The organism is Nocardioides sp. URHA0020 (genome assembly GCF_000620705.1).
GTDB lineage: Bacteria > Actinomycetota > Actinomycetes > Propionibacteriales > Nocardioidaceae > Nocardioides.
The window spans coordinates 709,247-731,922 of the sequence record NZ_KK211166.1; the positions used below are offsets into that span (position 1 = coordinate 709,247).

Annotated in this window: 28 protein-coding genes and 1 riboswitch; of the genes, 9 read left to right on the forward strand and 19 right to left on the reverse strand. The window is 72.9% G+C overall.

Features of this window, described 5'->3' with window-relative positions:
• Positions 1-52: 52 nt before the first annotated feature.
• The 5 genes from N542_RS23880 to N542_RS0107950 form a co-directional block, all read right to left on the reverse strand.
• Positions 53-1,339, reverse strand: a complete 1,287-nt coding sequence (locus tag N542_RS23880) for a C40 family peptidase (protein ID WP_051551489.1) — start codon at positions 1,337-1,339, stop codon at positions 53-55.
• 287 nt (positions 1,340-1,626) lie between these two features.
• Positions 1,627-2,664 (reverse strand): phosphatase PAP2 family protein, encoded by a 1,038-nt coding sequence (locus tag N542_RS0107935; protein WP_028643474.1) that lies wholly within the window; start codon positions 2,662-2,664, stop codon positions 1,627-1,629.
• A 27-nt stretch (positions 2,665-2,691) separates the two neighbouring features.
• Positions 2,692-3,684, reverse strand: a complete 993-nt coding sequence (locus N542_RS0107940; protein WP_028643475.1) for an ABC transporter ATP-binding protein — start codon at positions 3,682-3,684, stop codon at positions 2,692-2,694.
• Positions 3,684-5,318: an ABC transporter permease gene (locus N542_RS0107945; protein ID WP_028643476.1), complete on the reverse strand. Its 1,635-nt coding sequence runs from the start codon at positions 5,316-5,318 to the stop codon at positions 3,684-3,686. The genes N542_RS0107940 and N542_RS0107945 overlap by 1 nt, the downstream gene beginning before the upstream one ends.
• A 29-nt stretch (positions 5,319-5,347) precedes the next feature.
• Entirely contained in the window at positions 5,348-6,400 is a 1,053-nt protein-coding gene (locus N542_RS0107950; RefSeq protein WP_028643477.1) for a thiamine ABC transporter substrate-binding protein, read from the reverse strand.
• Positions 6,390-6,501: riboswitch (TPP riboswitch) on the reverse strand. Its footprint overlaps the gene before it by 11 nt.
• Before the next feature lie 57 nt (positions 6,502-6,558).
• Between N542_RS0107950 and N542_RS23885 the strand changes: the two genes are divergently transcribed.
• Both N542_RS23885 and N542_RS0107960 read left to right on the forward strand, forming a co-directional pair.
• Positions 6,559-7,476 carry an alpha/beta hydrolase gene (locus N542_RS23885; RefSeq protein WP_051551490.1) on the forward strand — a complete coding sequence of 306 codons (918 nt, stop codon included), beginning with the start codon at positions 6,559-6,561 and terminating at the stop codon, positions 7,474-7,476.
• Positions 7,473-7,904 (forward strand): GNAT family N-acetyltransferase, encoded by a 432-nt coding sequence (locus N542_RS0107960; RefSeq protein ID WP_028643478.1) that lies wholly within the window; start codon positions 7,473-7,475, stop codon positions 7,902-7,904. Before N542_RS23885 ends, N542_RS0107960 begins: the two co-directional genes overlap by 4 nt.
• Here the strand turns inward: N542_RS0107960 and N542_RS0107965 are convergent.
• From N542_RS0107965 to N542_RS0108005, 9 genes are all read right to left on the reverse strand, one after another.
• Positions 7,894-8,400 (reverse strand): RDD family protein, encoded by a 507-nt coding sequence (locus tag N542_RS0107965; RefSeq protein ID WP_051551491.1) that lies wholly within the window; start codon positions 8,398-8,400, stop codon positions 7,894-7,896. The two genes, N542_RS0107960 and N542_RS0107965, sit on opposite strands and share 11 nt — an antisense overlap.
• Positions 8,397-9,143 (reverse strand): hypothetical protein, encoded by a 747-nt coding sequence (locus N542_RS23890; protein WP_051551492.1) that lies wholly within the window; start codon positions 9,141-9,143, stop codon positions 8,397-8,399. Before N542_RS23890 ends, N542_RS0107965 begins: the two co-directional genes overlap by 4 nt.
• A gap of 78 nt (positions 9,144-9,221) precedes the next feature.
• A complete protein-coding gene (locus N542_RS0107975; RefSeq protein WP_028643480.1) occupies positions 9,222-10,277 on the reverse strand; it encodes an MBL fold metallo-hydrolase in 1,056 nt (351 codons plus the stop codon).
• An 11-nt stretch (positions 10,278-10,288) separates the two neighbouring features.
• Positions 10,289-11,095 carry an SDR family oxidoreductase gene (locus N542_RS0107980; protein ID WP_028643481.1) on the reverse strand — a complete coding sequence of 269 codons (807 nt, stop codon included), beginning with the start codon at positions 11,093-11,095 and terminating at the stop codon, positions 10,289-10,291.
• The gene (locus N542_RS0107985) at positions 11,092-12,177 is read right to left on the reverse strand and encodes an NAD(P)H-dependent amine dehydrogenase family protein (protein ID WP_036506674.1); all 1,086 of its coding nucleotides are present in this window, start codon (positions 12,175-12,177) and stop codon (positions 11,092-11,094) included. The genes N542_RS0107980 and N542_RS0107985 overlap by 4 nt, the downstream gene beginning before the upstream one ends.
• A gap of 39 nt (positions 12,178-12,216) precedes the next feature.
• Positions 12,217-13,389 carry an oxidoreductase gene (locus tag N542_RS0107990; protein ID WP_051551493.1) on the reverse strand — a complete coding sequence of 391 codons (1,173 nt, stop codon included), beginning with the start codon at positions 13,387-13,389 and terminating at the stop codon, positions 12,217-12,219.
• A gap of 39 nt (positions 13,390-13,428) precedes the next feature.
• A complete protein-coding gene (locus tag N542_RS0107995) occupies positions 13,429-13,833 on the reverse strand; it encodes a hypothetical protein (protein WP_028643484.1) in 405 nt (134 codons plus the stop codon).
• Positions 13,834-13,955: 122 nt separating this feature from the next.
• The gene (locus N542_RS0108000; RefSeq protein WP_036506678.1) at positions 13,956-14,417 is read right to left on the reverse strand and encodes a hypothetical protein; all 462 of its coding nucleotides are present in this window, start codon (positions 14,415-14,417) and stop codon (positions 13,956-13,958) included.
• Positions 14,414-14,770: a hypothetical protein gene (locus N542_RS0108005; RefSeq protein WP_036506682.1), complete on the reverse strand. Its 357-nt coding sequence runs from the start codon at positions 14,768-14,770 to the stop codon at positions 14,414-14,416. Before N542_RS0108005 ends, N542_RS0108000 begins: the two co-directional genes overlap by 4 nt.
• Between N542_RS0108005 and N542_RS0108010 the strand changes: the two genes are divergently transcribed.
• Complete coding sequence (locus tag N542_RS0108010; protein WP_028643487.1) at positions 14,769-15,548, forward strand: putative protein N(5)-glutamine methyltransferase; 780 nt, start codon at positions 14,769-14,771, stop codon at positions 15,546-15,548. The two genes, N542_RS0108005 and N542_RS0108010, sit on opposite strands and share 2 nt — an antisense overlap.
• Before the next feature lie 247 nt (positions 15,549-15,795).
• Here N542_RS0108010 and N542_RS0108015 read toward each other — a convergent pair whose 3' ends face one another.
• Complete coding sequence (locus tag N542_RS0108015; protein WP_028643488.1) at positions 15,796-16,650, reverse strand: SDR family oxidoreductase; 855 nt, start codon at positions 16,648-16,650, stop codon at positions 15,796-15,798.
• Between the two features lie 125 nt (positions 16,651-16,775).
• Between N542_RS0108015 and N542_RS0108020 the strand changes: the two genes are divergently transcribed.
• The 4 genes from N542_RS0108020 to N542_RS23895 all read left to right on the forward strand — a co-directional run bounded on the left by N542_RS0108020 (position 16,776) and on the right by N542_RS23895 (position 18,879).
• The gene (locus N542_RS0108020) at positions 16,776-17,108 is read left to right on the forward strand and encodes a winged helix-turn-helix transcriptional regulator (RefSeq protein WP_028643489.1); all 333 of its coding nucleotides are present in this window, start codon (positions 16,776-16,778) and stop codon (positions 17,106-17,108) included.
• Complete coding sequence (locus N542_RS0108025) at positions 17,105-17,872, forward strand: MBL fold metallo-hydrolase (RefSeq protein WP_028643490.1); 768 nt, start codon at positions 17,105-17,107, stop codon at positions 17,870-17,872. The genes N542_RS0108020 and N542_RS0108025 overlap by 4 nt, the downstream gene beginning before the upstream one ends.
• Positions 17,873-17,966: 94 nt before the next feature.
• The gene (locus N542_RS0108030; protein ID WP_028643491.1) at positions 17,967-18,467 is read left to right on the forward strand and encodes a thioesterase family protein; all 501 of its coding nucleotides are present in this window, start codon (positions 17,967-17,969) and stop codon (positions 18,465-18,467) included.
• A gap of 4 nt (positions 18,468-18,471) precedes the next feature.
• Positions 18,472-18,879, forward strand: coding sequence for a DUF6314 family protein (locus N542_RS23895; RefSeq protein ID WP_051551494.1), 408 nt, complete (start codon positions 18,472-18,474; stop codon positions 18,877-18,879).
• Between the two features lie 7 nt (positions 18,880-18,886).
• Here N542_RS23895 and N542_RS26515 read toward each other — a convergent pair whose 3' ends face one another.
• Both N542_RS26515 and N542_RS0108045 read right to left on the reverse strand, forming a co-directional pair.
• Complete coding sequence (locus tag N542_RS26515; protein ID WP_197025890.1) at positions 18,887-19,372, reverse strand: response regulator transcription factor; 486 nt, start codon at positions 19,370-19,372, stop codon at positions 18,887-18,889.
• Between the two features lie 265 nt (positions 19,373-19,637).
• Positions 19,638-19,817, reverse strand: a complete 180-nt coding sequence (locus tag N542_RS0108045; RefSeq protein WP_028643492.1) for a hypothetical protein — start codon at positions 19,815-19,817, stop codon at positions 19,638-19,640.
• Positions 19,818-20,124: 307 nt separating this feature from the next.
• Here N542_RS0108045 and N542_RS28275 point away from each other — a divergent pair, with 307 nt between their 5' ends.
• Together N542_RS28275 and N542_RS0108055 are read left to right on the forward strand one after the other, a co-directional pair.
• Complete coding sequence (locus N542_RS28275; RefSeq protein ID WP_269319766.1) at positions 20,125-20,253, forward strand: hypothetical protein; 129 nt, start codon at positions 20,125-20,127, stop codon at positions 20,251-20,253.
• The gene (locus N542_RS0108055; RefSeq protein WP_197025891.1) at positions 20,250-20,897 is read left to right on the forward strand and encodes a PaaI family thioesterase; all 648 of its coding nucleotides are present in this window, start codon (positions 20,250-20,252) and stop codon (positions 20,895-20,897) included. Before N542_RS28275 ends, N542_RS0108055 begins: the two co-directional genes overlap by 4 nt.
• On the opposite strand, the gene N542_RS23905 is transcribed toward N542_RS0108055, so the two are convergent.
• Entirely contained in the window at positions 20,892-22,112 is a 1,221-nt protein-coding gene (locus tag N542_RS23905) for a flavin-containing monooxygenase (protein ID WP_036506688.1), read from the reverse strand. The genes N542_RS0108055 and N542_RS23905 overlap by 6 nt on opposite strands.
• Positions 22,105-22,668 carry an OsmC family protein gene (locus N542_RS0108065; protein ID WP_028643494.1) on the reverse strand — a complete coding sequence of 188 codons (564 nt, stop codon included), beginning with the start codon at positions 22,666-22,668 and terminating at the stop codon, positions 22,105-22,107. The genes N542_RS23905 and N542_RS0108065 overlap by 8 nt, the downstream gene beginning before the upstream one ends.
• Positions 22,669-22,676: the final 8 nt, after the last annotated feature.

The following is a 22,676-nucleotide window of genomic DNA, read 5'->3' on the forward strand; positions in this document are numbered from 1 at the left end:
CGATTACCCACCCGGTGGCGCCCTCAAGCGGTGATCTGGACCTCGTCCGGGGTCAGGGGCGGGCGTAGAAGTTCGGGGTGATCCAGCCGTACATCGAGACCTCCTGGACCGGCACCCCCGTGCGCGGCGCCTCGATGATCCGGCCGTCGCCGACGTAGAGCGCGACGTGGTAGATCGAGCCCGGGTCGTTGCTGGAGCCCCAGAAGACCAGGTCGCCGGGCCGGAGCTGGCTCGCGGAGATCGAGGTCGACTGCTCGTACTGCGCCACCGAGTAGTGCGGCAGGTACGTGCCGCCAGCCGCCCAGGCACCGGCCGTCAGGCCGGAGCAGTCCCACGCGTCGGGCCCGGCAGCGCCCCAGCGGTAGGGCTCACCGATCTGCGCGCGAGCGAAGGCGATCGCGGCCTGCGCACCGGACCTCGGAGACGGCGCGGAGGCGACCGGGGCCGGCGCGGCCGGCGCGGGCTCGGGGGCCAGCTCCGGCTCCGGCGCCGGCTGCGGGGCCGGCTCGCCGCCGGCCTCGGCGGACGGCGCGGACTGCGGCTCGGGTGCCGGCGCGGGCTTCGCCTCGGCGGCAGCCGCCGCCGTCGCGGCGGCCTGGGCTGCCTGCTCGCGCGCGGCCGCGGCCGCGGCCGCCCGAGCAGCGCGTGCCTCCAGCGCCGACTGGCGCCGCTGGGCCAGGTCGACGCTGACGTGCTCGAGGTCGGCGAGGCGGGCGATCAGGGTGGCCTTCTGCGCGGCGATGGCCTGGGCGTCGGCGGCAGCGGCGTCGGCCGCCTGCTGGGCCGCGGTCTTGGCCTTCAGCGCGCTGCGCTCGGCCTTCTCGGCGCCGGCCCGGGCCCGCTCGGCGCGGTCGCGGGCGACGTCCGCGACGACCGCCGCGGCCCGGAGCTCGTCGTAGTTGCCGTCGAGCGCGTCGTTGGCGTTCGCCATCGTCACCGAGCGCTGCAGGACCGAGTCGATCCCGTCGGAGTGGACGACGGCCGACAGGGCGGTGAGCTGCGGGGCGAGCTCGTACGACGTGACGAGGGAGTCGGTGTAGGCCTGCCGCTGACGGCGTACGTCGGCCTCGGCGGCCTCGAGCGCGGTCGTCGCCCGCGCCGCCGCCCGACGCGCCCGGTCGGCGTGCCAGCGCGCACCGTTGTAGGCCTCGGCCGCCTGAGCGGCGGCGACGGCGGACGTCTGGAGGTCCTGGTTGGCGACCGCCAGACGGGCGCGGACCGAGGCGACGTCGTCGACCTGGGCGCGGACCGCCGTACGAGCGTCCGCGACGTCCTGCCGGCTCGGCACGGTGTCGTCGTCGGCGACGGCGATGCCGCTCGCCAGGCCCGCTGCCACCACAGCGAGGACAGTGGTCGCTGCTACGCCGAGCGCTCGCACCGGACTGCCTCCTCTGGGTCACCACCTCCAACAGGCGGCACTCGGAGCACGCTAGACAACTTTCGTCCCATTGGGAACAACTTTCACAATTTTAACTTCCGTCACCGGCGTGTCCCCTTGACGAACTACAAGGTTGTAATTCTCGAACGCTCGCCCGGCCGCGCACGTGGTGGCGCGCCGGGAGCGCGCGGAGGCGACACCTCGTCGGTGGCCGTCCGTGCGGAGATGGGTGGCGAGCGGGCGACCGCTCAGCGGTCGACGGGCACCTTCGAGGTGGTGGTCGTCGGGTGCGACGTCAGCCCGAGGTGGTCGAACTTCTGGCCGCTGGCGATGCCGCCGAGGTAGAAGGAGACCAGCGCGATGCAGACGCCCGCGATGTCGTCCGCGATGTAGTGCCAGCCGAAGTACAGGGTGGCCACGAGGATCAGGGCGAAGTTCACCCAGAACGCGACCCGGATGATCCGGTTGCGCACCGTGAACTGGACCATCAGCGCCCACAGCAGGGCGATCCCCGTGTGCAGGCTGGCGAAGCCGGCGACGGTCTGCGCCTGCCCGTCGCTCCACAGGACTCCCTGGCGCGCGTTGACCAACGACGCCATCAGGTCACTGGTGCCCGTGTGCGCCAGGCTCTGGTAGAGGTAGGTGTACTCGAGGCCCGGCCCGATCGTCGGGAGGGCGTAGTACGAGATCGTCCCGAGGGTCCAGGCGATCCCCTGGGAGGTGACGAACCACCAGCCGTACGACAGGTTGCGCGACCACACCAGCCAGACCGTCACCATGATGGCGACCATCGGGATGAAGAACAGGTACGAGGTCGACAGGACGTGGGCCACCACGGTCTTGCCGAGGATCTCGTGGAGCACCGTGGCGGGGTTGGACCCGAAGAACAGGATCCGGTCGAGCGAGTGCAGCTCGCGGTCGTACATCCGGTCGGTGACGAGCGGCAGGAACGACTTGAGGTTGCGGTAGCAGACGTAGATCACGTAGAAGCAGACGATCCCGAGCAGCACCAGGACGATGCGCTCCCGGGTCCAGTGGGTGCGCCAGCGCTCGCGGACCAGCTCCGGCCACCGGCTCGGCCGACCACGCGATATCCAGAGCGCCCGCGGCACCAGGTCCAGGAAGAGGGCGCCGACGCAAAGGATCGGCAGCCGCACCATGGCAGGACCGAGGAAGCTGCCGTCGGGGTCGATCAGCGGTCGGTCGACCGACCATGCCGTGATCGCCGCCCAGACGCCCATCAGGGCGGCGTTGACCACGAGCAGGGTCCAGGCGCGGCGATACACGGAGGTCAGTCTAGAGATCCCGTCCAGTCATGAGGTGGTCGGCGTCACGGCCAGCCGTGAGGCGTCGACCACCATCGAGACGCGGTCGCCCGCCGCCGGGTGGGTGTCCAGGCGGGCCACGGCGTCGACCGCGCCGATCCCGTCGACCTCGACGACGAGCCGGATGAGCTCGGGCGTGACCCGCGCCGAGACCACGACCCCGGCGAGCGGCCCGGCGTCGGCCACCACCAGCGCGGAGCGGCGTACGGCGACCGCGGCGTCGTCGTCCGGCAGCCCGGCGGCGCGCAGCAGCGTGCCGGCCGACTCCCCCTCGAGCACCCGCGCGTAGCCCAGGAAGAGCGCGGTCTCCGGGTCCGCCGGCGCCCGCCACACCGCCGCGATGTCGCCCTGCTGGACGATCCGGCCCGCCCGCATCACCGCGAGCCGATCGGCGACCGTGAAGGCCTCCTCCTGGTCGTGCGTGACCATCAACGCCGTGGTGCCCGCCGCCCGCAGGATGTCGCGCAGGTCGTTGGCCAGGCGCTCGCGCAGCCCGGCGTCGAGGGCCGACAGCGGCTCGTCGAGGAGCAGCAGCCGCGGCTGCACCGCCAGCGAGCGGGCCAGCGCGACCCGCTGGCGCTCGCCGCCGGACAGGGTGGCCGGCAGGCGGTCGCCGTACCCCTCCAGCCCGACGAGCTCGAGCAGCTCGCGCACCCGCGCGGCGGCGTTCGGCGTACGGCGCAGCCGCAGCGCGTAGCCGACGTTGCGGGCGACCGTGAGGTGCCCGAAGAGCTGTCCGTCCTGGAACATCAGCGCGAAGCCGCGCTTGTGCGTGGGTACGCCGGCCAGGTCGCCGTCGTCCCAGGCGATCCGCCCGGTCGTGACGGGCTCCAGGCCGGCGACGGCGCGCAGCAGCGTCGACTTGCCCGAGCCGCTGGGACCGAGGACGGCGAGCACCTCCCCGTCCTCGAGCCGCAGGGAGGCATCGATGACGGCGGGCACGCCGTCGTACGCGATCGAGACGCCGTCGAGCGTGAGCATCAGAAGGCTCCCAGCGACGGCACCCGCAGCCGCTCCACGGCGAGCATCACGACCGCGGTGGTGGCGGCGAGGACGACGGACGCGGCGAGGGCCATGCCGTAGTTCATCGCACCCGGGTGCCCGATGAGGTGGAAGATCACGATCGGCATCGTCGGGCTCTCGTCGCGCGCCAGGAAGGACGTGGCGCCGAACTCCCCCAGCGACACCGCGAACGCGAAGCCGGCGGCCGCCAGCAGCGGCTTCCACATGACGGGCAGGTCGACCGTCGCGAAGGTGCGCAGCGGTCCGGCGCCCAGCGACGCCGCGGCCTGACGCTGCCGGTCGTCGACGCCTCCGAGCGCCGGCGCGAGCGTGCGTACGACGAGCGGGAGCGCCACCAGCGCCTGGGCGATCGGCACCAGCAGCAGGGAGTCGCGGAGGTCCAGCGGCGGCTCGTCGAGGGTGATCAGGAAGCCGAAGCCGAGCGTCACCGCGGACACGCCCAGCGGGAGCATGAAGAGCCCGTCGAGCAGGCCACGGACGCGGCGCTCGGCGCGGGTGTGCGAGCGCCGCGTCACGACCACGGCGACCAGCAGCCCCAGGGAGAGGGCCATCCAGGTGGCGTCGACGGCGGTGCGCAGCGAGGTGACCAGTGCGTCGGTCACCGGCACCAGCAGCGCGTCTCGGGACCCCCCGGTCGTCAGCGCCCGGTAGTTGCCCAGACCCCAGCCGTCGCCCACCTGCAGCGAGCCGACCACGAGCGCGGCGATCGGCAGGCCGACGAGCACGCCCACGAGCACCGTCGCCAGCACGCCCGGCCAGTCGCCGACCGAGACCCGCGGCGGGCGGGCCGTCGTGCGCGCGAGGCGCGGATCGGCGACTGCTCGCAGGCGGCTGGTGACCACGAGCAGGGCCGTGATCGCCACGAGCTGCACGATCGAGAGGGCCGCGGCCGCCTGCAGGTCGAGCAGGTTGGTGGTGAGCAGGTAGATCTCGGTCTCGATCGAGGAGTAGCGCAGGCCACCGAGCGTCAGCACCACCCCGAACGCCGTGGCGCAAAAGAGGAAGACCACGCTCGCGGCCGACACGATCGCGGGCCGCAGGGCCGGCAGGGTGACGGTGCGGAAGACCTGCGCCGGGCTCGCCCCGAGCGCGGCCGCGGCCTCGGCCGGCCGCGGGTCGAGCGACTCCCAGGCCGCACCGACCGCGCGGATCACGACCGCGACGTTGAAGAACGCCAGGCCCGCGACGATCGCCCCCGCCGAGCCGTCGAAGCCCAGGAAGCCGAGCGGTCCCGCCTCCCCGATCAGCTCGCGGAAGGCGACGCCGACCACGACGGTCGGGAGCACGAACGGCACCAGCAGCAGCGCCCGCAGCACGCCGCGCCCGTGGAAGCGCCGCCGGTGCAGCAGGTGCGCGGCCGGCACGCCGAGCAGCACCGACACCGTCGTACCGGCCAGGGCGGACCAGAGCGTGAACCAGATGACGCGCAGCGTGCGCGGACGGGTCAGCACGTCGGCGACCGCCCCCGGGTCGAAGCGACCGTCGACCCAGAAGCCCTCCGAGAGCATCCCGCTGACCGGCAGCACGAAGAACACGCCGAGCACGGCCAGCGGCACCGCCGCCAGCCCGACCAGCGCGAGGATGCGCCTCATCGCCCGATCATCGCCCGATCAACGCCCGCTCATCGGGAGGTGACGTCGCTCCACTCGCGCAGCCACTCGTCGCGGTGCTCCGCGATGTCGGCGGGGTCGACCTGCCACGGGTCGGTCGGCTGCTTCGCGAACGCCGACCAGTCGGCCGGCAGCTCCACCGAGGAGTCCACCGGGAAGACGTACATGCTGTCCGGGAGCGCGGCCTGCACCTCGGGACTGAGCAGGAAGTCGACCAGGGCCTTGGCGCCCTGGGGGTTATCGGCGCCGGCGAGCACGCCGGCGTACTCCACCTGGCGGAAGCAGGTGTCGAGCAGCGCGCTGGTGGTGGACGTCCCGTCGTCGCCGACGGTGAACGCGGGCGAGGAGTCGTAGGACAGCACGATCGGCCGCTTCCCCTTGCCGCCGCCCTGGGTGAAGTCGACCTGGTAGGCGTCGGACCAGCCGTCGGTGAGCTGCGTGCCGTTGGCCATCAGCCTGGTCCAGTACGCCGGCCAGTCGTCGCCGTACCGGGCGATCGTCGCGAGCAGGAACGCCATGCCCGGAGAGCTGGTCGCCGCGCCGGAGGTGACGAAGAGGCCGCGGTAGGCCGGCTTCACCAGGTCGTCCAGGGTCGTCGGCGGCGCCACGCCCTTGTCGGCGAACCAGGCGTCGTCGACGTTGACGCACACGCTGGCGCTGTCCACCGGGGCGAGCGTCTTGCCGTCGTCGCCGGCCAGCACGAACCGGTCGGCACCGTCGGGCAGCGCCGCGGCGTACGGCGCGAAGACCCCCTCGTCGAGCGCCCGCGACGCGAACGTGTTGTCGACGCCGAAGGACACGTCACCGAGCGGGTCGTCCTTGGTGAGGACCAGCTTGTTCGTCAGCGCGCCGGCGTCGCCGGAGGCCCGGACCACCAGGTCGTAGCCCGACTCCTTCTCGAACTTGCGCGTCAGCTCCTTCGGCAGGGCGAACGACTCGTGGGTCACCAGGACGACCCGGTCCGAGGCGGGCTTCTCGGACGACGAGTCCCCGCCGATGACCGAGCAGGCGGTGGTGCTGAGGGCCAGTGCCATCAGGGGCACGAGCACGCGAACAGATCTCATTCCGACTCCCTTCGCCGGTGCTAACCGGAGCAGGTTCTTAGGGTCTGCGGCTGTTCCGCACTCTCAGCACGTTGTTGAGGCGTGCTCCCCTGTCATGTGGGAAAGACTCTAGCGTCCGGCTCGGCACCGGCGGTGGGTGACCTCTCTACTGTGGGCACATGCCGCAGAGCCGTCGTCACCAGCTGCTCGCCTGGGCCGTGCCCCGGATGCGCCGCTCGCAGGAGCAGCTCTCCCCCGACGCCGAGCGCGAGCGGATCGAGCAGCTGCACGCCGGCCAGGAGCCGTCGCTGCCGACCAACGCCGTGCGCGGCTTCGACAAGCGCTACTCGGTCGTGACGGAGATGGTCCCGAGCGACGCCGGCGCGTTCGCGTCGTACGTCGTCACCCCGCGGCACCGCGACCCGCGCCGGACGGTCCTCTACCTGCACGGCGGCGCCTACGTCGCGGGCATCGACGCGTTCCACGTGCGCTACCTGGCGCGCCTCGCGACCGAGCTCGACGCCCGCGTCGTCGTGCCCGCCTACCCGCTCGCTCCCGAGCACACCTGGCGCGACTCGCACGACGCAGTCGCCGACCTGGCCGCCCGGTGGGCGACGGAGTCCGACGAGCTGGTCCTGGCCGGCGACTCCGCCGGTGGCGGCTACGCGCTCGCGGTCGCCCTGACGCTCCGGGACCGCGGCGGGCCGCAGGCCGGCCGCCTGCTGCTGATCTCGCCGTGGGTCGACCTGACGTCGAGCGCCCCGGAGACCGCGGAGTTCGCCGCCCGCGACCCGTGGCTGCACCTGGGCAAGCTCGAGACGTACGCCGCCTGGTGGGCGGGCTCCCCGGACGACCTGGGCCGGCCCGAGGTGAGCCCCGCGCTCGGCGACCTCTCCGGCCTGCCGCCGACGCTGATGTTCTGCGGGACCCGCGACGTCCTCGCGCCGGGCTGCCGGCTGCTGGAGCGCCGAGCCGCCAGCACCGACTGGGACCTGACGTACGTCGAGGTGGCCGACCTCATCCACGTCTACCCGCTGCTGCCGCTCGTCCCCGAGGCGGAGGACGCCTGGGCACGCACGAGGGAGTTCCTGGCTTGATCACCATCACGGCCGGCCCCTTCACGGCCCTCGACGGACCCACGGCGTACGCCGTGTGGCGGCTGCGCCAGGACGTCTTCGTGGTCGAGCAGGACTGCCCCTACCCCGACCTCGACGGCCGCGACGCCGAGCCGGGCACCCGGCACGTCCTGCTGCGCGACGACGACGTGCTGCTGGGCTACGCGCGGGTGCTCGACGACAGGCGGTGCTGGCGGATCGGCCGGGTGGTGCTCGCGCGGGCCGCCCGCGGCAAGGGACTGGCCGACCTGGTGATGTCGACGGCCCTGCAGGTCGCGCAGGACCGCGACGTGGTGCTGGACGCCCAGTCGCCGCTGGCCGGCTGGTACGCGACGTTCGGCTTCGAGGTCTCCGGCGAGGAGTTCCTGGAGGACGGCATCCCACACCTCCCGATGCGCCTCAGTCGCTGACGCTCACCACGGTCGGCTCGTGCGCGCGCGGCATCCAGTCGTAGACGACGGAGGTGCGCAGCACGATGTCCTGGATGCTGCGCGACCTCGGGTTGACCACGCACCAGAAAAGGCCGATCGGGAAGAGGACGCAGAAGGCTCCCCGGGCCAGGGCGACGAGCACCCGGAGGCGGTGTCCGCGGCGGCCGACGACCCGGAGCCCCATGACGTGGCAGCCGTAGGTGCGGGCGACCAGCGCCCAGGAGACGCCGAGGTAGAGCCCGGCGACGACGAACGCCGACGTCAGCGTCAGGAGCGGGACCGGCTCGTGGAAGTGGAAGCTGCGCGGGTCGAGGAAGAACAGCAGGCCGTTGATCCCCAGGTAGCCGGCCAGCAGCAGCGCACCGACCACGGCCGCGTCGACAGCGTTCGCGATCATCCGGCTCACCAGCCCGGCGGGCCGGCCCTGGAAGGCACGCGCTTCGCGCGGGATGTGGCTCAGGTCGGGCTCGCTCACGGCACCACCGCCGGCGGCGGGTCGAGCGGGCGGCGGCGGCTGCGCCGCAGCCGGAAGCGGTCCACCGCCCGGCCGAGCGCCTCGTCGGCCGTGATGCCCTGCATCCGCACGCCGCGCACGGTCTCGGAGGCCATCGACCCGGTGGACTCGCGGATGATCTCGGGCAGGTCGACCTCGGCGATGACGTCCTCCGCGAGTCCGACCAGGTCGATGCGCGCGATGACGGCCTCGATGTCGATGCGCGCCGCGATGGCGTCGATGTCGACGGTCGCCACGAGTCCGTCCAGGTCCACCCGCTCCCGGACGATGCGGTCGAGGTCGAGGCGGCCCACGACCGCGTCCAGGTCCAGCCGCGCGGCCACGCCGTCGAGGTCGACGGTGGCGACCAGCTCGTCGAGGTCGACGTGGCGACGTACGACGTCGGTCAGGTCCATCCGGCGCAGGAGCGCCTGGGCGATCGCCGGCACGAGCACGTCGAGCAGCGCCCTCAGCTCGACCTCCAGCCACGAGCGCCGCTCGGCACCGCGCCGGGCGGCGTGGAGGAGCCAGGTGCCCGGCTGGTGGCGCGCGGGCACGACCGGTGGACGCAGCACCACGCCCGCGATCGGCCCGGTGATCGTGACCACCCGCCTGCCGACCAGCGCGGCGACGCCGATCGCCGACGCGGTGACCCCGATCGCGGCGTCGAGCGCCGTGATCCGGTCCCGCCCCGAGATCGGCTCCAGCTCGACCGACCCAGCCATCGCTCCTCCTGACACCCTTCCTGAGGAGCCAGCGTGGACCCGAACGCGCCGGTTGGCTTCACCCGGTACGGACGAAAGTCAGCTCCGGATCGCGAACAGCACGCCGTCGACCGTGTCCTCGCGGGTGGCCCGCCCCTGGGCGACCAGGAGCTCGAGGTGGGCCTTGGTCTCCATCGCGGCCATGCCCTGGCTGAACTCATCGAGCTCGTCGTAGGCCCGCTCGTGCCGGGTCCAGCCGAGCTGGTGCGCGACGGTGAAGCCGGTCGCCGGAGCGTCGGCGATCGCGGCCAGGCTGAGGTCGAGCCGCTGCTCGTGGAAGGCCAGCAGCTCGTCGACGCGCTCGTGCGAGGACGGCGCGACCGGCCCGTGGGCCGGCAGGATCCGCAGGTCCGGCAGCGAGCGGACCTTGGTCAGCGACGCCATGAAGTCGCCGAGCGGATCGGGCGTCGGCGGCACCGTGAACCCGATCGACGGCGTGATCGTCGGCAGCACGTGGTCGCCCGCGAAGAGCAGCCCGGCCGCCCGGTCGGCGTACACGTAGTGGCCGGGCGTGTGCCCCGGGGTGTGGACGGCGTCGATGGTGCGCGCACCGACCGCGATCTCGTGGTCGCCCTCGAGCCAGGTGTCGGGGTACCTCCAGATCGAGGTGTCCGGGCCCTCGCCGTCCCCGGCTGCCCACAGCTCGGCCAGCTCGCGCGCGCCGGCGGTGCGGAGCACGTCGAGGAACGGGTTCTGGTCGAGGTCGGGGTCGTTGAGCAGGTCGAGCGCCGGCTTCTCCCCGAGGCCGAGCGCGACGTCGGCGCCGTACTCGTGGCCCAGGACCGTCGCGAGCGTGAAGTGGTCGCGGTGGACGTGGGTGACCAGGAACCGCTTGATGTCGCCGAAGCCGTAGCCGACGTCGCGCAGGCAGCGCTCGAGCAGCTCGCGGGCCTCGGTGATCGCCCAGCCGCCGTCGATCAGGGTCAGGCCGTCGTCGGTCTCGATGACGTAGACGTTGATCGCCTTGAGCCCGTCCAGGGGTAGTGGCAGCGGGATCCGGTGGATGCCCTCGGTGACCCTCCAGGCCCCCTCCTTGCTCCAGTGCTCGCCGGAGTCGGGCGAGACGGCGTACGCAGTGGGGACGGAGGTGCTCACGGTGCGCGACCCTACGGTGAGACGTCGGGGAAGCCGAGGTCGAGGGTGGGCTGCTGGATGCCCCCGTCGATCTCGATCAGCTTGCCGGTGACGTACTGCCCGGCCCGCGAGGACAGGTAGAGGACACCGGCCGCGATGTCCTCCGGCTCGCCGACCCGGCCGAGCGGGGTCTTGCCCTCGAGCTGGCCCATCAGCTCGGGCTGACCCGCGACGAACTCCAGCGCGCTGGTCAGGATCGAGCCGACGTAGATGCCGTTGACCCGGATCCGGGGCGAGAGGTCCTGCGCCGCCATCCTGGTCCAGTGCGCGAGCGCGGCCTTGGCGGTGCCGTAGGCGACGAACCCGCGGTCCGCCGTGCGCCCCATCATCGAGCTGATCGTGACGACGCTCTTCTGCCGGCCGTCGTCGTCGGCCAGCATCAGCGGGACGGCGGCCCGGGTCAGCGCGTGCGCGGTGGTCACGTTGAAGCTGAACGACTCGTTGAGGAAGCGGGCACTCGTCTTCATGAACTCCCGCGGGAAGGTGCCGCCCACGTTGTTGACGACGGTGTCCAGGCGGCCGAGCTCGTCGTACGCCGTCTGCGCCAGCCCGGCGACGGCGTCGAGGTCGCTGAGGTCGGCGGGCACGACGACGCAGCGGCGACCGGTCGCGCGGACCTGCTCGGCGACGACGTCGAGCTGCTCGGCGGTGCGGGCGGAGATCAGCACGTCGGCGCCGGCCTCGGCCAGCGCGACGGCGGTGGCGGCCCCGAGGCCGCGGCCCGCGCCGGTGACGATGGCGACCTGGCCGTCGACGGAGAAGCGGTCGAGGATGCTCACGTGGTGCTCACCAGCCCCCGGCCGGTGACCAGCGGGAGGTCCAGCGCGGTGATCAGGCCGCCCCTCGCCTCGACCACCGCGGGCAGCGCGTTGACCAGCCGCTGCGCGGTGGTGATCATGCCGGAGACGTTGTGGTCGCCGTGCTCGCCGTGGTGGGTGAGGTCGAGCCGCATCATCGGCTCGCCGGTGACGATGACCCGGTAGCCACCACCGCCCTCGGCGGGCTGCGGCCACTCCGGCGCCTGGTCCTCGGCGGTGCGGGTGACGTGCTCGAGCACGACGCGCGCGATGCCGTCGACGTTGCCGATCAGCTCGAAGCGGACGGCGCCCATGGTCCCGGCCGCGACATCGCCCGAGACGCTCGGTGTGTCGACCTCCGCGGCGCGCCGCTCGACCCTCTCGACCAGCGGCTCGTCGAGCACGATGTCGAGGCCAGCCGCGATCTGGCGCACGACGCTGCCCCAGGCCATGGTCAGGATGCCCGGCTGCCAGAGCAGCGGCTCGAACTCCATCGGCCGGCCGAAGCCGAACATGTCGCCCATCACCACGGGCTGGTAGTACGTCGAGTAGTCCGCGATCTCCATCACCCGGACCTCGTCGATGCGCTGGCTCAGGCTGGTGAGGGCCAGCGGCAGCAGGTCGTTGGCGTAGCCGGGGTCGATGCCGTTGACGTGCAGGCTGGCACCCGTGCGCCGTCCCGCCTCGGCGAGCCGCTCGAGCATCTCGTCGGGGAGGATCCGCTCCGGCCACTGCAGGAGGACGGGGCCGCTCGAGACCACGTTGATGCCGGCCTCGACGAAGCCGAAGAGGTCCTCGATGCACTCGAACACCCGGTCGTCGGCCATCGCGGTGTGCAGGATCGCGTCGGGCTTCAGCGCCACGAGCGCGTCGCGGTCGGTGGTGGCCCGGATGCCCAGCTCGCGACCCAGGTCGGCCAGGATCCCGGCGTCCTTGCCGTCCTTCTCGGGGTTCGACACCCACACCCCCACCAGCTCCATGCGGGGGTGCGCGTCGATCCCGGCGATGGCGTGCCGCCCGATGGTGCCCGTGGACCAGACGACGACCTTCAGCTTGTCTCCCATGCGCGCCAACCTAGAACACGTTCTAGTTGTTGGGAAGGGTCAGGCCGGCGCGATCACCGGGCACCGCGTGCCCGAGTAGATGGTGGGCACGCACCGGTTGCAGTGGACGCACACGCCCTCGGTCGCGCGGCCGGCCGCGAGCCTGTCGACCAGGTCCGGCTCGCGCAGCAGCGCACGGCCCATCGCGACGAGCTCGAACCCGTCCGCCATCGCCTGCTCCATCGTGTCGACCCGGTTGATCCCGCCGAGCAGCATCAGCGGCATCGTCAGCGCCGCCCGGAAGCGCAGCGCCTTCTCGCGGAAGTAGGCCTCCTCGAAGGGGTACGTCTTCAGGAAGCCCTTGCCCACCGGCGTCTTCATCCCGAGGCGTACGACGAGGGGCATCGTCGCGGCGAACTCCGTCAGCGGCGCCTCGCCCCGGAAGAGGTACATGGGGTTCATCAGCGACGAGCCGCCGCTGAGCTGCAGGGCGTCCAGGGTGCCGTCGGACTCGAGCAGCTGGGCGTACTCGAGCCCCGCGTCCGTCGTCACGCCGCCCTTGAACCCGTCGGAGAGCGACACCTTGGCGGTCACCGCCACCGCGTCGCCGACCTCGTCGCGCACGGCGCGCGCCACCTGGCGCCCGAGCCTGGCCCGGTTGGCCAGCGAGCCGCCGTACTCGTCCTTGCGGCGGTTGAGGCCCGGCGCCAGGAACGACGAGATCAGGTAGCTGTGCGCCATGTGCAGCTCGAGGACGTCGAAGCCCGCGTCGACCAGCGTGCGTGCGGCGGCGACGTACGCCCGGGTGACGCGGGTCAGGTCGGCCTCGGTGGCCGAGCGGATCATCTGCATCGACAGCGGGCTCGGCATCCGCGAGGCGCTGATCGCCCGCACGCCGTTGGAGCGGCCGTTGGCGACCGGTCCCGCGTGGCCGACCTGGCCGGCGATCGCGGCCCCGGTCGCGTGGATGGCCTCGGCCATCCGCGCCAGCCCGGCGCGGGTGTCGGGTCCGACGACGATCTGCTCACGATGCGTCCGTCCCTCCGGCGCGACGGCGAGGTAGGCGACCGTCGTGAGTCCGACGCCGCCGCGCGCCACGGCCAGGTGGTAGTCGATCAACGCGTCGGTCACCTGGCCGTCGGGCGCGCGACCCTCGAAGGTCGCCGCCTTCACCGTCCGGTTGCGGAGCCGGACGGGGCCGAGCTGGGTCGGGGCGAAGACGTCGGGGGGCACGTCCCGCAATCTAGAACACGTTCCAGATCGGCGACAGGCCTAGGCGGCCAGCTCGAACAGCTCCGGGGTGCTGAGCCGGGCCAGCAGCCGGGCCTCGCGCTCGTCGTACGTCGTCTGGTCGCGCAGGATCCGCAGCACGCCGGCGTAGCCCTGGCCCGAGGCCAGCGCGAGCACCAGGGCGTCGGCCCCGAACCGGTCCAGCCACGCCCACAGGGTCCGGGCGTCGATCCCGTGCTGGGCGACCCGGGCCAGGACGAAGTCGACCTGCCGACCGGGCAGCTCCCGGTCGAGGCGGAGCCGGACGTCGCCGAGGTTGGCCAGCGCCGGGTGGCGGCTGACCCGGTGCGCGCGGCGGGCGGCCTCCCCGGCGGGCGAGGCGGGCCGGGTGGCCAGGTAGGCCAGCAGGGCGGCGACGGGGACTCCGAGTGCGATCAGGGTGTTCACGATGGTTCCTCAGGTGGGGGGTCCGGACCGCGTTGTCCGGTGGGACCACCCTGCTGGTCACCACTTGAAGATGACTGGGAGAATGCTTGAATCGCGCTTGCAAGCGCGATCCGACGACTGATTCAGTCGTCAGCCGGCATTCCCGCGGCGCTTTCGCGGCGCTTCCAGCGGTGCAGCCAGAGGAGCCCGGCGATCGGTAGGACGGCCGGCACGAAGCCGTAGCCGATGCCGAAGTCGGACCAGACCGAGGCGTCCGGGAACCAGTGCCGCTCGACCAGGCTGAGCGTGCCGACGGTGAGGACCCCGGCCAGCTCGATCCAGAGCATCACGCTCGCGAACCCGGTCCGGCCCGCCGAGGCCTCCCGGATCGCGTACCACCCCAGCGCGTAGGTCACCGCCGCGGCCAGCGAGAGCCAGTAGGCGACGGGCGCCTCGTCGTACTGCGTCGTCAGCTGCACCAGGGCACGCGCGCCGGCGGCCAGGGCGAAGAGCGCGTAGAAGGCGAGCAGCACCTTGTGCGGCCCGCTGCGCGGAGCGTCGGCGGGCTCGGTGACGTCGGTGGGGCGAGTAGGGCCAGTGCTCATGCCGTCATCTCCAGTCGTACGGCGACCACGGCGATCGCCAGCGCGGCGACCGCGACCACCCCCGACGACCAGACCGCGCGGTCGTCCCTGATCGACTGCATCGCGATCGGCAGCACGCACACCGACGCGATCAGGTAGCCGACGTACGTCGACGTCGAGTCGGGGCCGTCGCCGCTGAAGGCCCCGAGCCCCGCCAGGGCGCGGACCACGAGCAGCGCCTCCAGCATCCAGACCATCTGGTCCAGCCAGCCCGGCCGCTCCCCGTGGCGCAGCGCCACGACCAGGGCCAGGACGACGACCAGCACGGCGTACCCGACCACGATGACGGTGATCTGGGTGGAGACGCTCGGCATGGGAGCATCATCGACCATGCCGTACGCCGAGCTCGTCGCCACCCTCCGCTCGGCCGGGTGCGTCTTCGCCGAGGACGAGGCCCGCGTGCTGACCGAGGCGGCTCGTGACGACGCCGAGCTGGCGGCGATGCTCGCGAGACGGGTCGCGGGCGAGCCGCTGGAGCTGGTGGTCGGGTTCGCGGCGTTCTGCGGGCTCCGGATCGCGGTCGCGCCGGGGGTCTTCGTGCCGCGACAGCGCTCGGCGGCCCTGGTCCGAGCGGCCGCTGCCGGGCTCTCCTCCGGCGAGGTCGCCGTCGACCTGTGCTGCGGCACCGGCGCTCTGGGCGCGGCGCTGCTGGCCGCCGTACCCGGGCTCGAGGTGTACGCCGCGGACGTCGACCCGGACGCGGTCGCCTGCGCGCGGCGCAACCTGCCCGCGGAGCGGGTCTTCCTGGGGGACCTCTACTCGGCCCTGCCCGACGGGCTGCGCGGACGCGTCTGCGTGCTGGTGGTCAACGCGCCGTACGTGCCGACCGACGACATCGCCCTGATGCCGCCGGAGGCTCGCGACCACGAGCACCGCGTCGCGCTCGACGGTGGGACTGACGGGCTCGACGTGCAGCGCGGGGTCGTTGCCGGAGCGACCGACTGGCTGGCACCGGGCGGGCGGCTGCTCATCGAGACCAGCGCCGCGCAGTCGTCCCGGACCGCCGGGCTGATGACCGCCGCCGGCCTGGCCGCCGAGGTCGTGCGCGACGAGGACGTCGACGGCACCGTGGTGGTCGGGACGCTGCGCTGAGGGTCGACCGAGGGTGGTTTCGAGGCTCGCTCCGCTCGCACCTCAACCACCGTGGTCGGGACGCTGCGCTGAGGGTCGACCGAGGGTGGTTTCGAGGCTCGCTCCGCTCGCACCTCAACCACCGTGGTCGGGACGCTGCGCTGAGGGTGGTTCCGAGGCTCGCTCCGCTCGCACCTCAACCACCGTGGTCGGTGGTTGAGGTGCGAAGGCGCCCTGGCGCCTGAGCCTCGAAACCACCCGCACGGACTCAGCTCCAGGAGCCGACGGTCTCCGCGAGCGGGACGGTGGGGCGACCGATCAGCTGGGAGAGGTGACCGGTGGTCACGCCGAGCACGCCCTCGGCCGCGTTCTGGTCGAGCGCCACGACGAAGCCGGCGGTCCCCTCGTCGAGGCCCGCACCGACCAGCGCCGCGTGGTGCTCCGCCGGCGTGAGCCGCTGGTAGGCGACCTCGCGGCCGAGCACGTCGGTGAGCACTGCGGCGAGCTCGTCGAAGCTCCACGCCACGTCGCCGGAGAGCTCGTAGACCGCGTTGTCGTGGCCGTCGGTGCTGAGCACGACCGCTGCCGCGTCGGCGAAGTCCGCTCGCGGCGCACTCGCGATCCGGCCGTCCCCGGCGCTGCCCGCGACCACGCCCGTGGCGCGCGCCTGGTCGACGGTCGGGACGTAGTTCTCGGTGTACCAGCCGTTGCGCAGGAACGTGAACGGCAGGCCGCTGTCGCGGATCACCCGCTCGGTCGCGGCGTGCTCGGGCGCGAGCACCAGCGTGGTGTCGTCGGCGGCCGGCGCACTCGTGTAGACGATGCGCGCGGCACCGGAGCGCTTGGCCAGCTCCACCACCGCGGTGTGCTGCGGCACGCGCTGGCCGACCTCGCTGCCGGACACGAGCAGGACGACGTCGCCGGCGGCGAGCCACGGCGCCGACTCGGGGACGTCGTCGAAGTCGAGCGTCTCGACCCGGACGCCGCGCTCGGCGAGGTCCGACAGCCTCTCCACCGAGCGACCGGTCGCGACGATCTCGGCCGGGTCGACCCCGCGCTCCAGCAACGACTCGACGACGAGACGGCCCAGCTGGCCGGTGGCTCCGGTGACGACGTACGACATGACAACCTCACAGTTCAGGGGTGGTGCGGACGTCCACTGGAACGACCCCACCGGGCCACGCCTTCCCGATCGGGGGTACCCACTTCAAAGTGGGGTACCCACCTCCAGGTGAGTACCCTGGCCCCATGAGTGCCGCCCGCGAGCTCCAGCTCGACACCGCCTGTCCGGACACCCGCGCGCTGGTCGAGCACGTCACCAGCAAGTGGGGCGTGCTGGTGCTGCTCGCGCTCGACGGTCGGACGCTGCGCTGGAGCGAGCTCAAGCGCGAGATCGCCGGGGTCAGCGAGAAGATGCTGATCCAGAGCCTGCAGACCCTCGAGGCCGATGGGCTGGTGCGGCGCGAGGCGCTGCCCGTCGTACCCCCTCATGTCGAGTACTCGCTCACGCCCGCCGGTGACGACGCGGTCGCGCTGCTCGCCCCCCTGGTGCACTGGGCGTCCCAGCGGGTGCGCGCTTGACCAGCGACCTCGCCCTCACCTGGTGGGGCCACGCATCGGCGACCGTCACGCTCGGCGGGGCCCGGGTCGCGGTCGACCCGCTGCTCAGCGACCGGCTCTTCCACCTGCGCCGCTACGCCGCCCACCCGACGGACGAGGCGACCGAGGCGGACGTCGTCCTGATCTCGCACCTGCACCACGACCACCTGCACCTGCCCTCGCTGCGACGGTTCGGCCGCGACGTCCCGATCGTGGTGCCACGCGGCGGCGAGTCGCTGCTCCGGCGCCTGGGCGCCGAGCGGGTGCTGCCGGCGGATCCGAGTGACGTGCTCGAGGTCGGCGGTACGACGATCCGCGTGCTCGCCGCCACCCACGACGGCGGTCGTGGCCCGCACACGAAGGTCACCGGCCCGCCCCTCGGCTTCCGGGTGGACGCCGCCGGCCGCTCCCTCTGGTTCCCCGGCGACACCGAGCTGCGCGAGGACATGTACGACGTGGGCCGGGTCGACCTGGCCCTCATCCCCGTGGGCGGCTGGGGGCCGACGCTCGAGGACGGGCACATGGACCCGGTGGCCGGCGCAGCCGCGGTCGCGCGGGTCGGCGCCGACGTCGCGGTGCCCGTCCACTGGGGCACGTTCTGGCCGATCGGGCTGCGCCGGCTCGCCCGGGCCAACCACCAGCGGCTCTTCGTCACGCCCGGGGACCGGTTCGTCTCGGCGCTCGCGGACCTCGCCCCCGGCGTACGCCCGGTCCTGGCGACGCCCGGCGTGACCCTCACCTGCTGACGCGCGAGTGCCGGACCCGGCCGCGCTCTGTCACGGCGCCCCGGGTCGTGGGCCGACGTCCGGGCGGATGCCGCGGGCCAGTACCGTCGCGGTTGTGACCACTGCTTACCCGTCGTACGACGAGCTCGTCGCCCTGCCCTCCTACGCACCGCAGGCCGTGCCGACGGCGTTCGAGGACATCAACGGCCACCTCAACATCCGGCACTACGTCGGCATCGCGAGCGAGGGCCTCGACGAGTCGCTGCTCGAGGTCGGCATCGCCCAGAACTGGCCGACGGTCGCCGGGCACGGCGTCTTCACCGCCGAGCACCACATGACGTACCTCTCCGAGCTGCGCACCGGCGACCGCATCTCGGTGCGGGTCCGGCTGGTGGGCCGCTCGGCGCGCGCCGCCCACGTCGTCGCCTACCTCCTCGACGACAGCCACCAGAAGGTCAGCTACGTGATGGAGGAGATCTTCCTCCACATCGACATGGCCAGCCGGCGCACCGCGGACTGGCCCGACGACGTCGCCGCCGCCCTCGACAAGCGCGCTGCCGCCGACGCCGAGCTCGCCTGGCAGCCGACGTTGTCCGGCTCGATGGCCCTGCGCTGAGTCGTTGCTCCCGACCGACCTGCTCGGCACCTGGGCCCTGACCCGGGTGGTCGACGACCACAGAGCGGGCGAGCGACACGACGTGGTCGGCACCGCCGAGCTCACCGCGGTGTCGCCCGACCGGGTGCGCTGGACCGAGAGCGGCACGATGACCTGGCCCGGCCACGCGGTGCCGGTCAGCCGCACCCTGTACGTCGTACGCGAGGACGACTGGTGGGTGCAGTTCGAGGACGGCCGGCCCTTCCACCCCTGGACGGTCGGTCGGCAGGTCGACCACCCGTGCGCGCCGGACCACTACCGCGGCCTCATCGAGGTCGACGCGGGGCCGGCGCTGACGTGGACGGCGACCTGGGACGCGATCGGGCCCGAGAAGGACTACCGGATGGTCACCGTGCACTCCGGGCGCTGTTGAACGCCGTTCAACGCCAGCCGGTGCCGTGCCGGTGCCACCACACGGCCGCCTGGGCGCGGCTGGTGACGCCGATCTTGCGGTACGCCGAGCGCACGTAGGTCTTCACCGAGTTGATGCTGACGTAGACCCGGTCGGCGATCTCCTGGTTGGTCAGGCCCTGCCCGATCAGGACCAGCATCTGCACCTCGCGGGAGCTCAGCCCGAGGGGGTGGCCGGGACCCGCCTGCCGACCCGCGGCCGCCGACTCGACCAGCGACACGAGCTGCTCGACGCCGAGCCGGAGCGGCACCCACCCGACGGCGCCGGTACGACGCAGCACCGTCTCGGCGTCCTCGCTCTCCCCGTCGGCGTCGTACAGCACGACGTCGACCGCCTTGGCCGTCTCGTCGACCACGACGACCCGGTGCGCCTGCTCCGAGAGCATCCGGCGGAGCCCCTGCGTGACGGCGTTGTCGGGACTGGCGATGGCCAGCCGCACAGGGGCCCCGGGCATGGTCCGATCCTCCCGAGGAGCCCCGGGTGTCAGCCACCGGGACTCACCACCCAAAGGGGTGAAAATTCAGCCACCGTGCACGAGAGCCCCTCCTCCGCGGTCGCGGAGAGGGGCTCTCGAGGTGGTACTTCTCGGCCTCTCCCGTCACTTCTCGGCCGTTGCAACGCCCGAGAAGTGCGGCAATCCCCGGTGAACCGGGGATTCCCGCACTCGGGATCCCCGGCTGGAGATGCCCGGCACCGGCGGTCCCCGCACGGGGGCCCGATCACGCCGCGCGACTGAGCTCGCGCTCGGCCGGGCCGGCGACGGTGACGAGGTCGTGGGCGGTCGTCGTGCGCCCGGAGTCGCGCAGGGCGACGACGACGGCGGCGACCGCCGCGCTGGCGACGAGGGCCGCGAACACGACGAAGGCGTATCCGAAGGCGACGAGGGTGGTGTCGATCATGGCTGTTCTCCTGGGTCGGCGGGCCGGGGGTGGTGGCCCGTGGTGGGTGGTGCCGGGGTGTTCCCGGCAGGCACCACCGTGCCGCGGTGTCCTTGGGGCCGACTGGGAGCCGACTGGGAAGCCGACCGCAGCCGACCGGGCCCCTGACCGCGCAGCCGACCGCGAAGCCGACCGGACCGAGGCATCGAGCCTCTATGCTCTGGCGCACGACGACGGACGGAGGCGTCGTACCGCCTCGCCGAGGTGGGCACCGGCTCCACCGCCTGGGGGCGCTCCTCTCCCCGGCCGGCCCGACCTCGGCGACCTGATGTTCGCGGCGCTGCGCGGCCTCGCGCTCGACCAGATGATCCTGGTCCGCGAGATCGACAGCCGCCGCGAGCGGGCGCTGCTGGTCGACGTCCTCACCCACCACCTCACCGACAGGAGCACCCCGTGAGCGACTTCGGCGGGTTCGTGCACGACGAGATCCCCAACCACGAGGTGGACCGCATCGAGGCGGCGTACGCGCCGCTGACGGCCGCGGTGCGCGAGCTCGTCGACGCCACGATCCGGACCACGGTCTCGCCCGAGGAGGCCGGCCTGGCGCTCGCCGAGGTCGAGGCGGTGGTGGCGCGGCTGCGCAAGGAGCAGCTGCCCGGACCGGCCGGGGTGCGGTTCAACTCCGAGGGTCGCGGGTGGAACTGGGGCAACGCCGCGGTCGGCCTGCGCAACGCCATCGCGCCGCCGCTGGAGATCACCCACGTGCGCTCCGGGCTCTCCCACGCCTCGGCCGACCTCGGCGCGGCCTACGAAGGACCCCCGGGACTCGTCCACGGCGGCGTGACCGCACTGCTGCTCGACCACCTGATGGGCGAGACCGCCGCGGCCGCCTTCACCCGGATCACCTTCACCGGGACGCTCACGCTGGTCTACCGCCGGGGCACTCCCCTCGGCCCGGTGCGCCTCGACGCGCGCATCGACCGCGAGGAGGGTCGCAAGGTCTGGGTGGTGGCCTCGATCGGCGACGCCGAGGGCCCCACCGTCGAGGCCGAGGGCCTCTTCATCATCCCGAGGTGGGCGGTCCCGGAGGAGCAGTCATGACCGACCCAGCCAGCCGGCGAGGTGATCCACCACCTCACGGGCGTCGTCCTCGATGCCGTGGATGAAGGTCGACTTGCGGCGCCGCAGCACCGGCAGTCCCAGCGCGTAGAGCCCCGGGCTGTCCACGACTCCGCCGTCGTGGCGCAGCTGGCCCTTGCCGTCGACGACGGGCACGTCGAGCCAGGAGTAGTCGGGTCGGTAGCCGGTCGCCCAGACGACGGTGCCGATCTCCCCGCTGGTGAGGTCGAGCTGCAGGCGGCTGGTGGCCGGGGCCCGGGTCGGCTCCGGCCGCTCGCCCGTGGCGCCGTCCGCCGCCCACGCGTCGAAGCCGTCGAGCAGGCGCTGCTGCTTGAGGTCCGCGAGCGCGAAGACGTTGCGCAGCCCGCCGGAGAAGAGTGCGGTGCCGTCGCGGAGCGCCGACCAGCGACCGACGAGGTCGACGCCCAGGTCGGTGAGCGCGTTGAGGTCGAGGGTCGCGCGCTCGGGGGTGCCGACGAGCTGGGGCGAGGGCAGCCTGCGGGCCCGGACGAGGTCGTCGACCTCGTCGTACCTCTGGCCCCAGATGCCCGACTCCTCCATCCACCAGAGCACGTCGCGGCCTTGGTAGGTGCGCGGCATCCGGGTGTGCTCGCCCACCGACAAGGTGACCGGCCGCCCCGAGCGCCGGATCTCGGAGGCGAGCTGGACGCCGGTCGCGGACGCGCCCACGACCAGCACGCCGCCCTCGGCGAGCCGGTCGGGGCTGCGGTAGTCGAACGCCGTGACCTGCTCGACCGAGGCGGGCAGGCCGGCCGCCAGGCCGGGCACCGACGGTCGGTTGCAGGCACCGGTCGCGAGCACCACGGATCCCGCGCGGATCGCGCCCTGGTCCGTGGCGACGTCGTAGCCGGCCTCGGTACGGCGTACCGAGGTCACCGTGACGCCGGTGCGGACCGGGGCCTGTGACCCGACCGCGAAGTCCGCGATGAAGTCGCCCACCTCGGTGGCCGACATGTAGCCGTCGGGGTCGGCTCCGGAGTACGCGTGCCCCGGCAGTCGGCTCAGCCAGTTCGGGGTGAGCAGCCGCAGGGACTCCCACCGCTCGCGGCGCCACGAGTTCGCGACCTCGCCGCGCTCGACGACGACGTGGTCGATCGAGCGCTCGGTGAGGAAGTGGCTCGCCGCCAGCCCCGCATGGCCGGCGCCGATGACGACGGTGCTGGTGACCTCAGACAACCTCGACGGTCACATCAGTCGGGTTGGTGAGCGCGTCGAAGACCGCCGAGCGCTTCTGCGACTGCGCCACCAGCGCCTCGATCTCCTGCTGCGACGCGTCCGCGTCAATCTTGAAGGTCACCTTGATGTCGTTGAAGCCGTTGCGGACGTCGCTGTCGGCGCCGAGGATGCCGCGGATGTCGTGGTTGCCCTCGACCGACGCCTCGACCGAGCGCAGCTGGATGCCGCGGTTCTGCGCGACCGACGCGACGCCGGCGCTCAGGCAGCTGGACAGCCCGACCAGGAGGTACTCGATCGGGGTGATGCCGTTGTCCTCCGCGGCGAAGACCGCCGGGTGGTCGGCGTCGAAGACGTGCTCGGCCGCGTGGCTCTGCTCCTCCCCGAGGCCGAAGAAGGGCTGGACCTTGACCTGGGTGTGCACGCCGTTCTGCCACTGCGACGTCGCGCGCCAGGTGAACTGCGCGGCCTCGGGGGCGCCCTTGAGCACCTCGCGCGCGTCGAGCAGTGCCTGGACGTTGACGCCGTTGTCGGCGACGGGGCTCTCGGTGGTGGTCATGTCGCCAC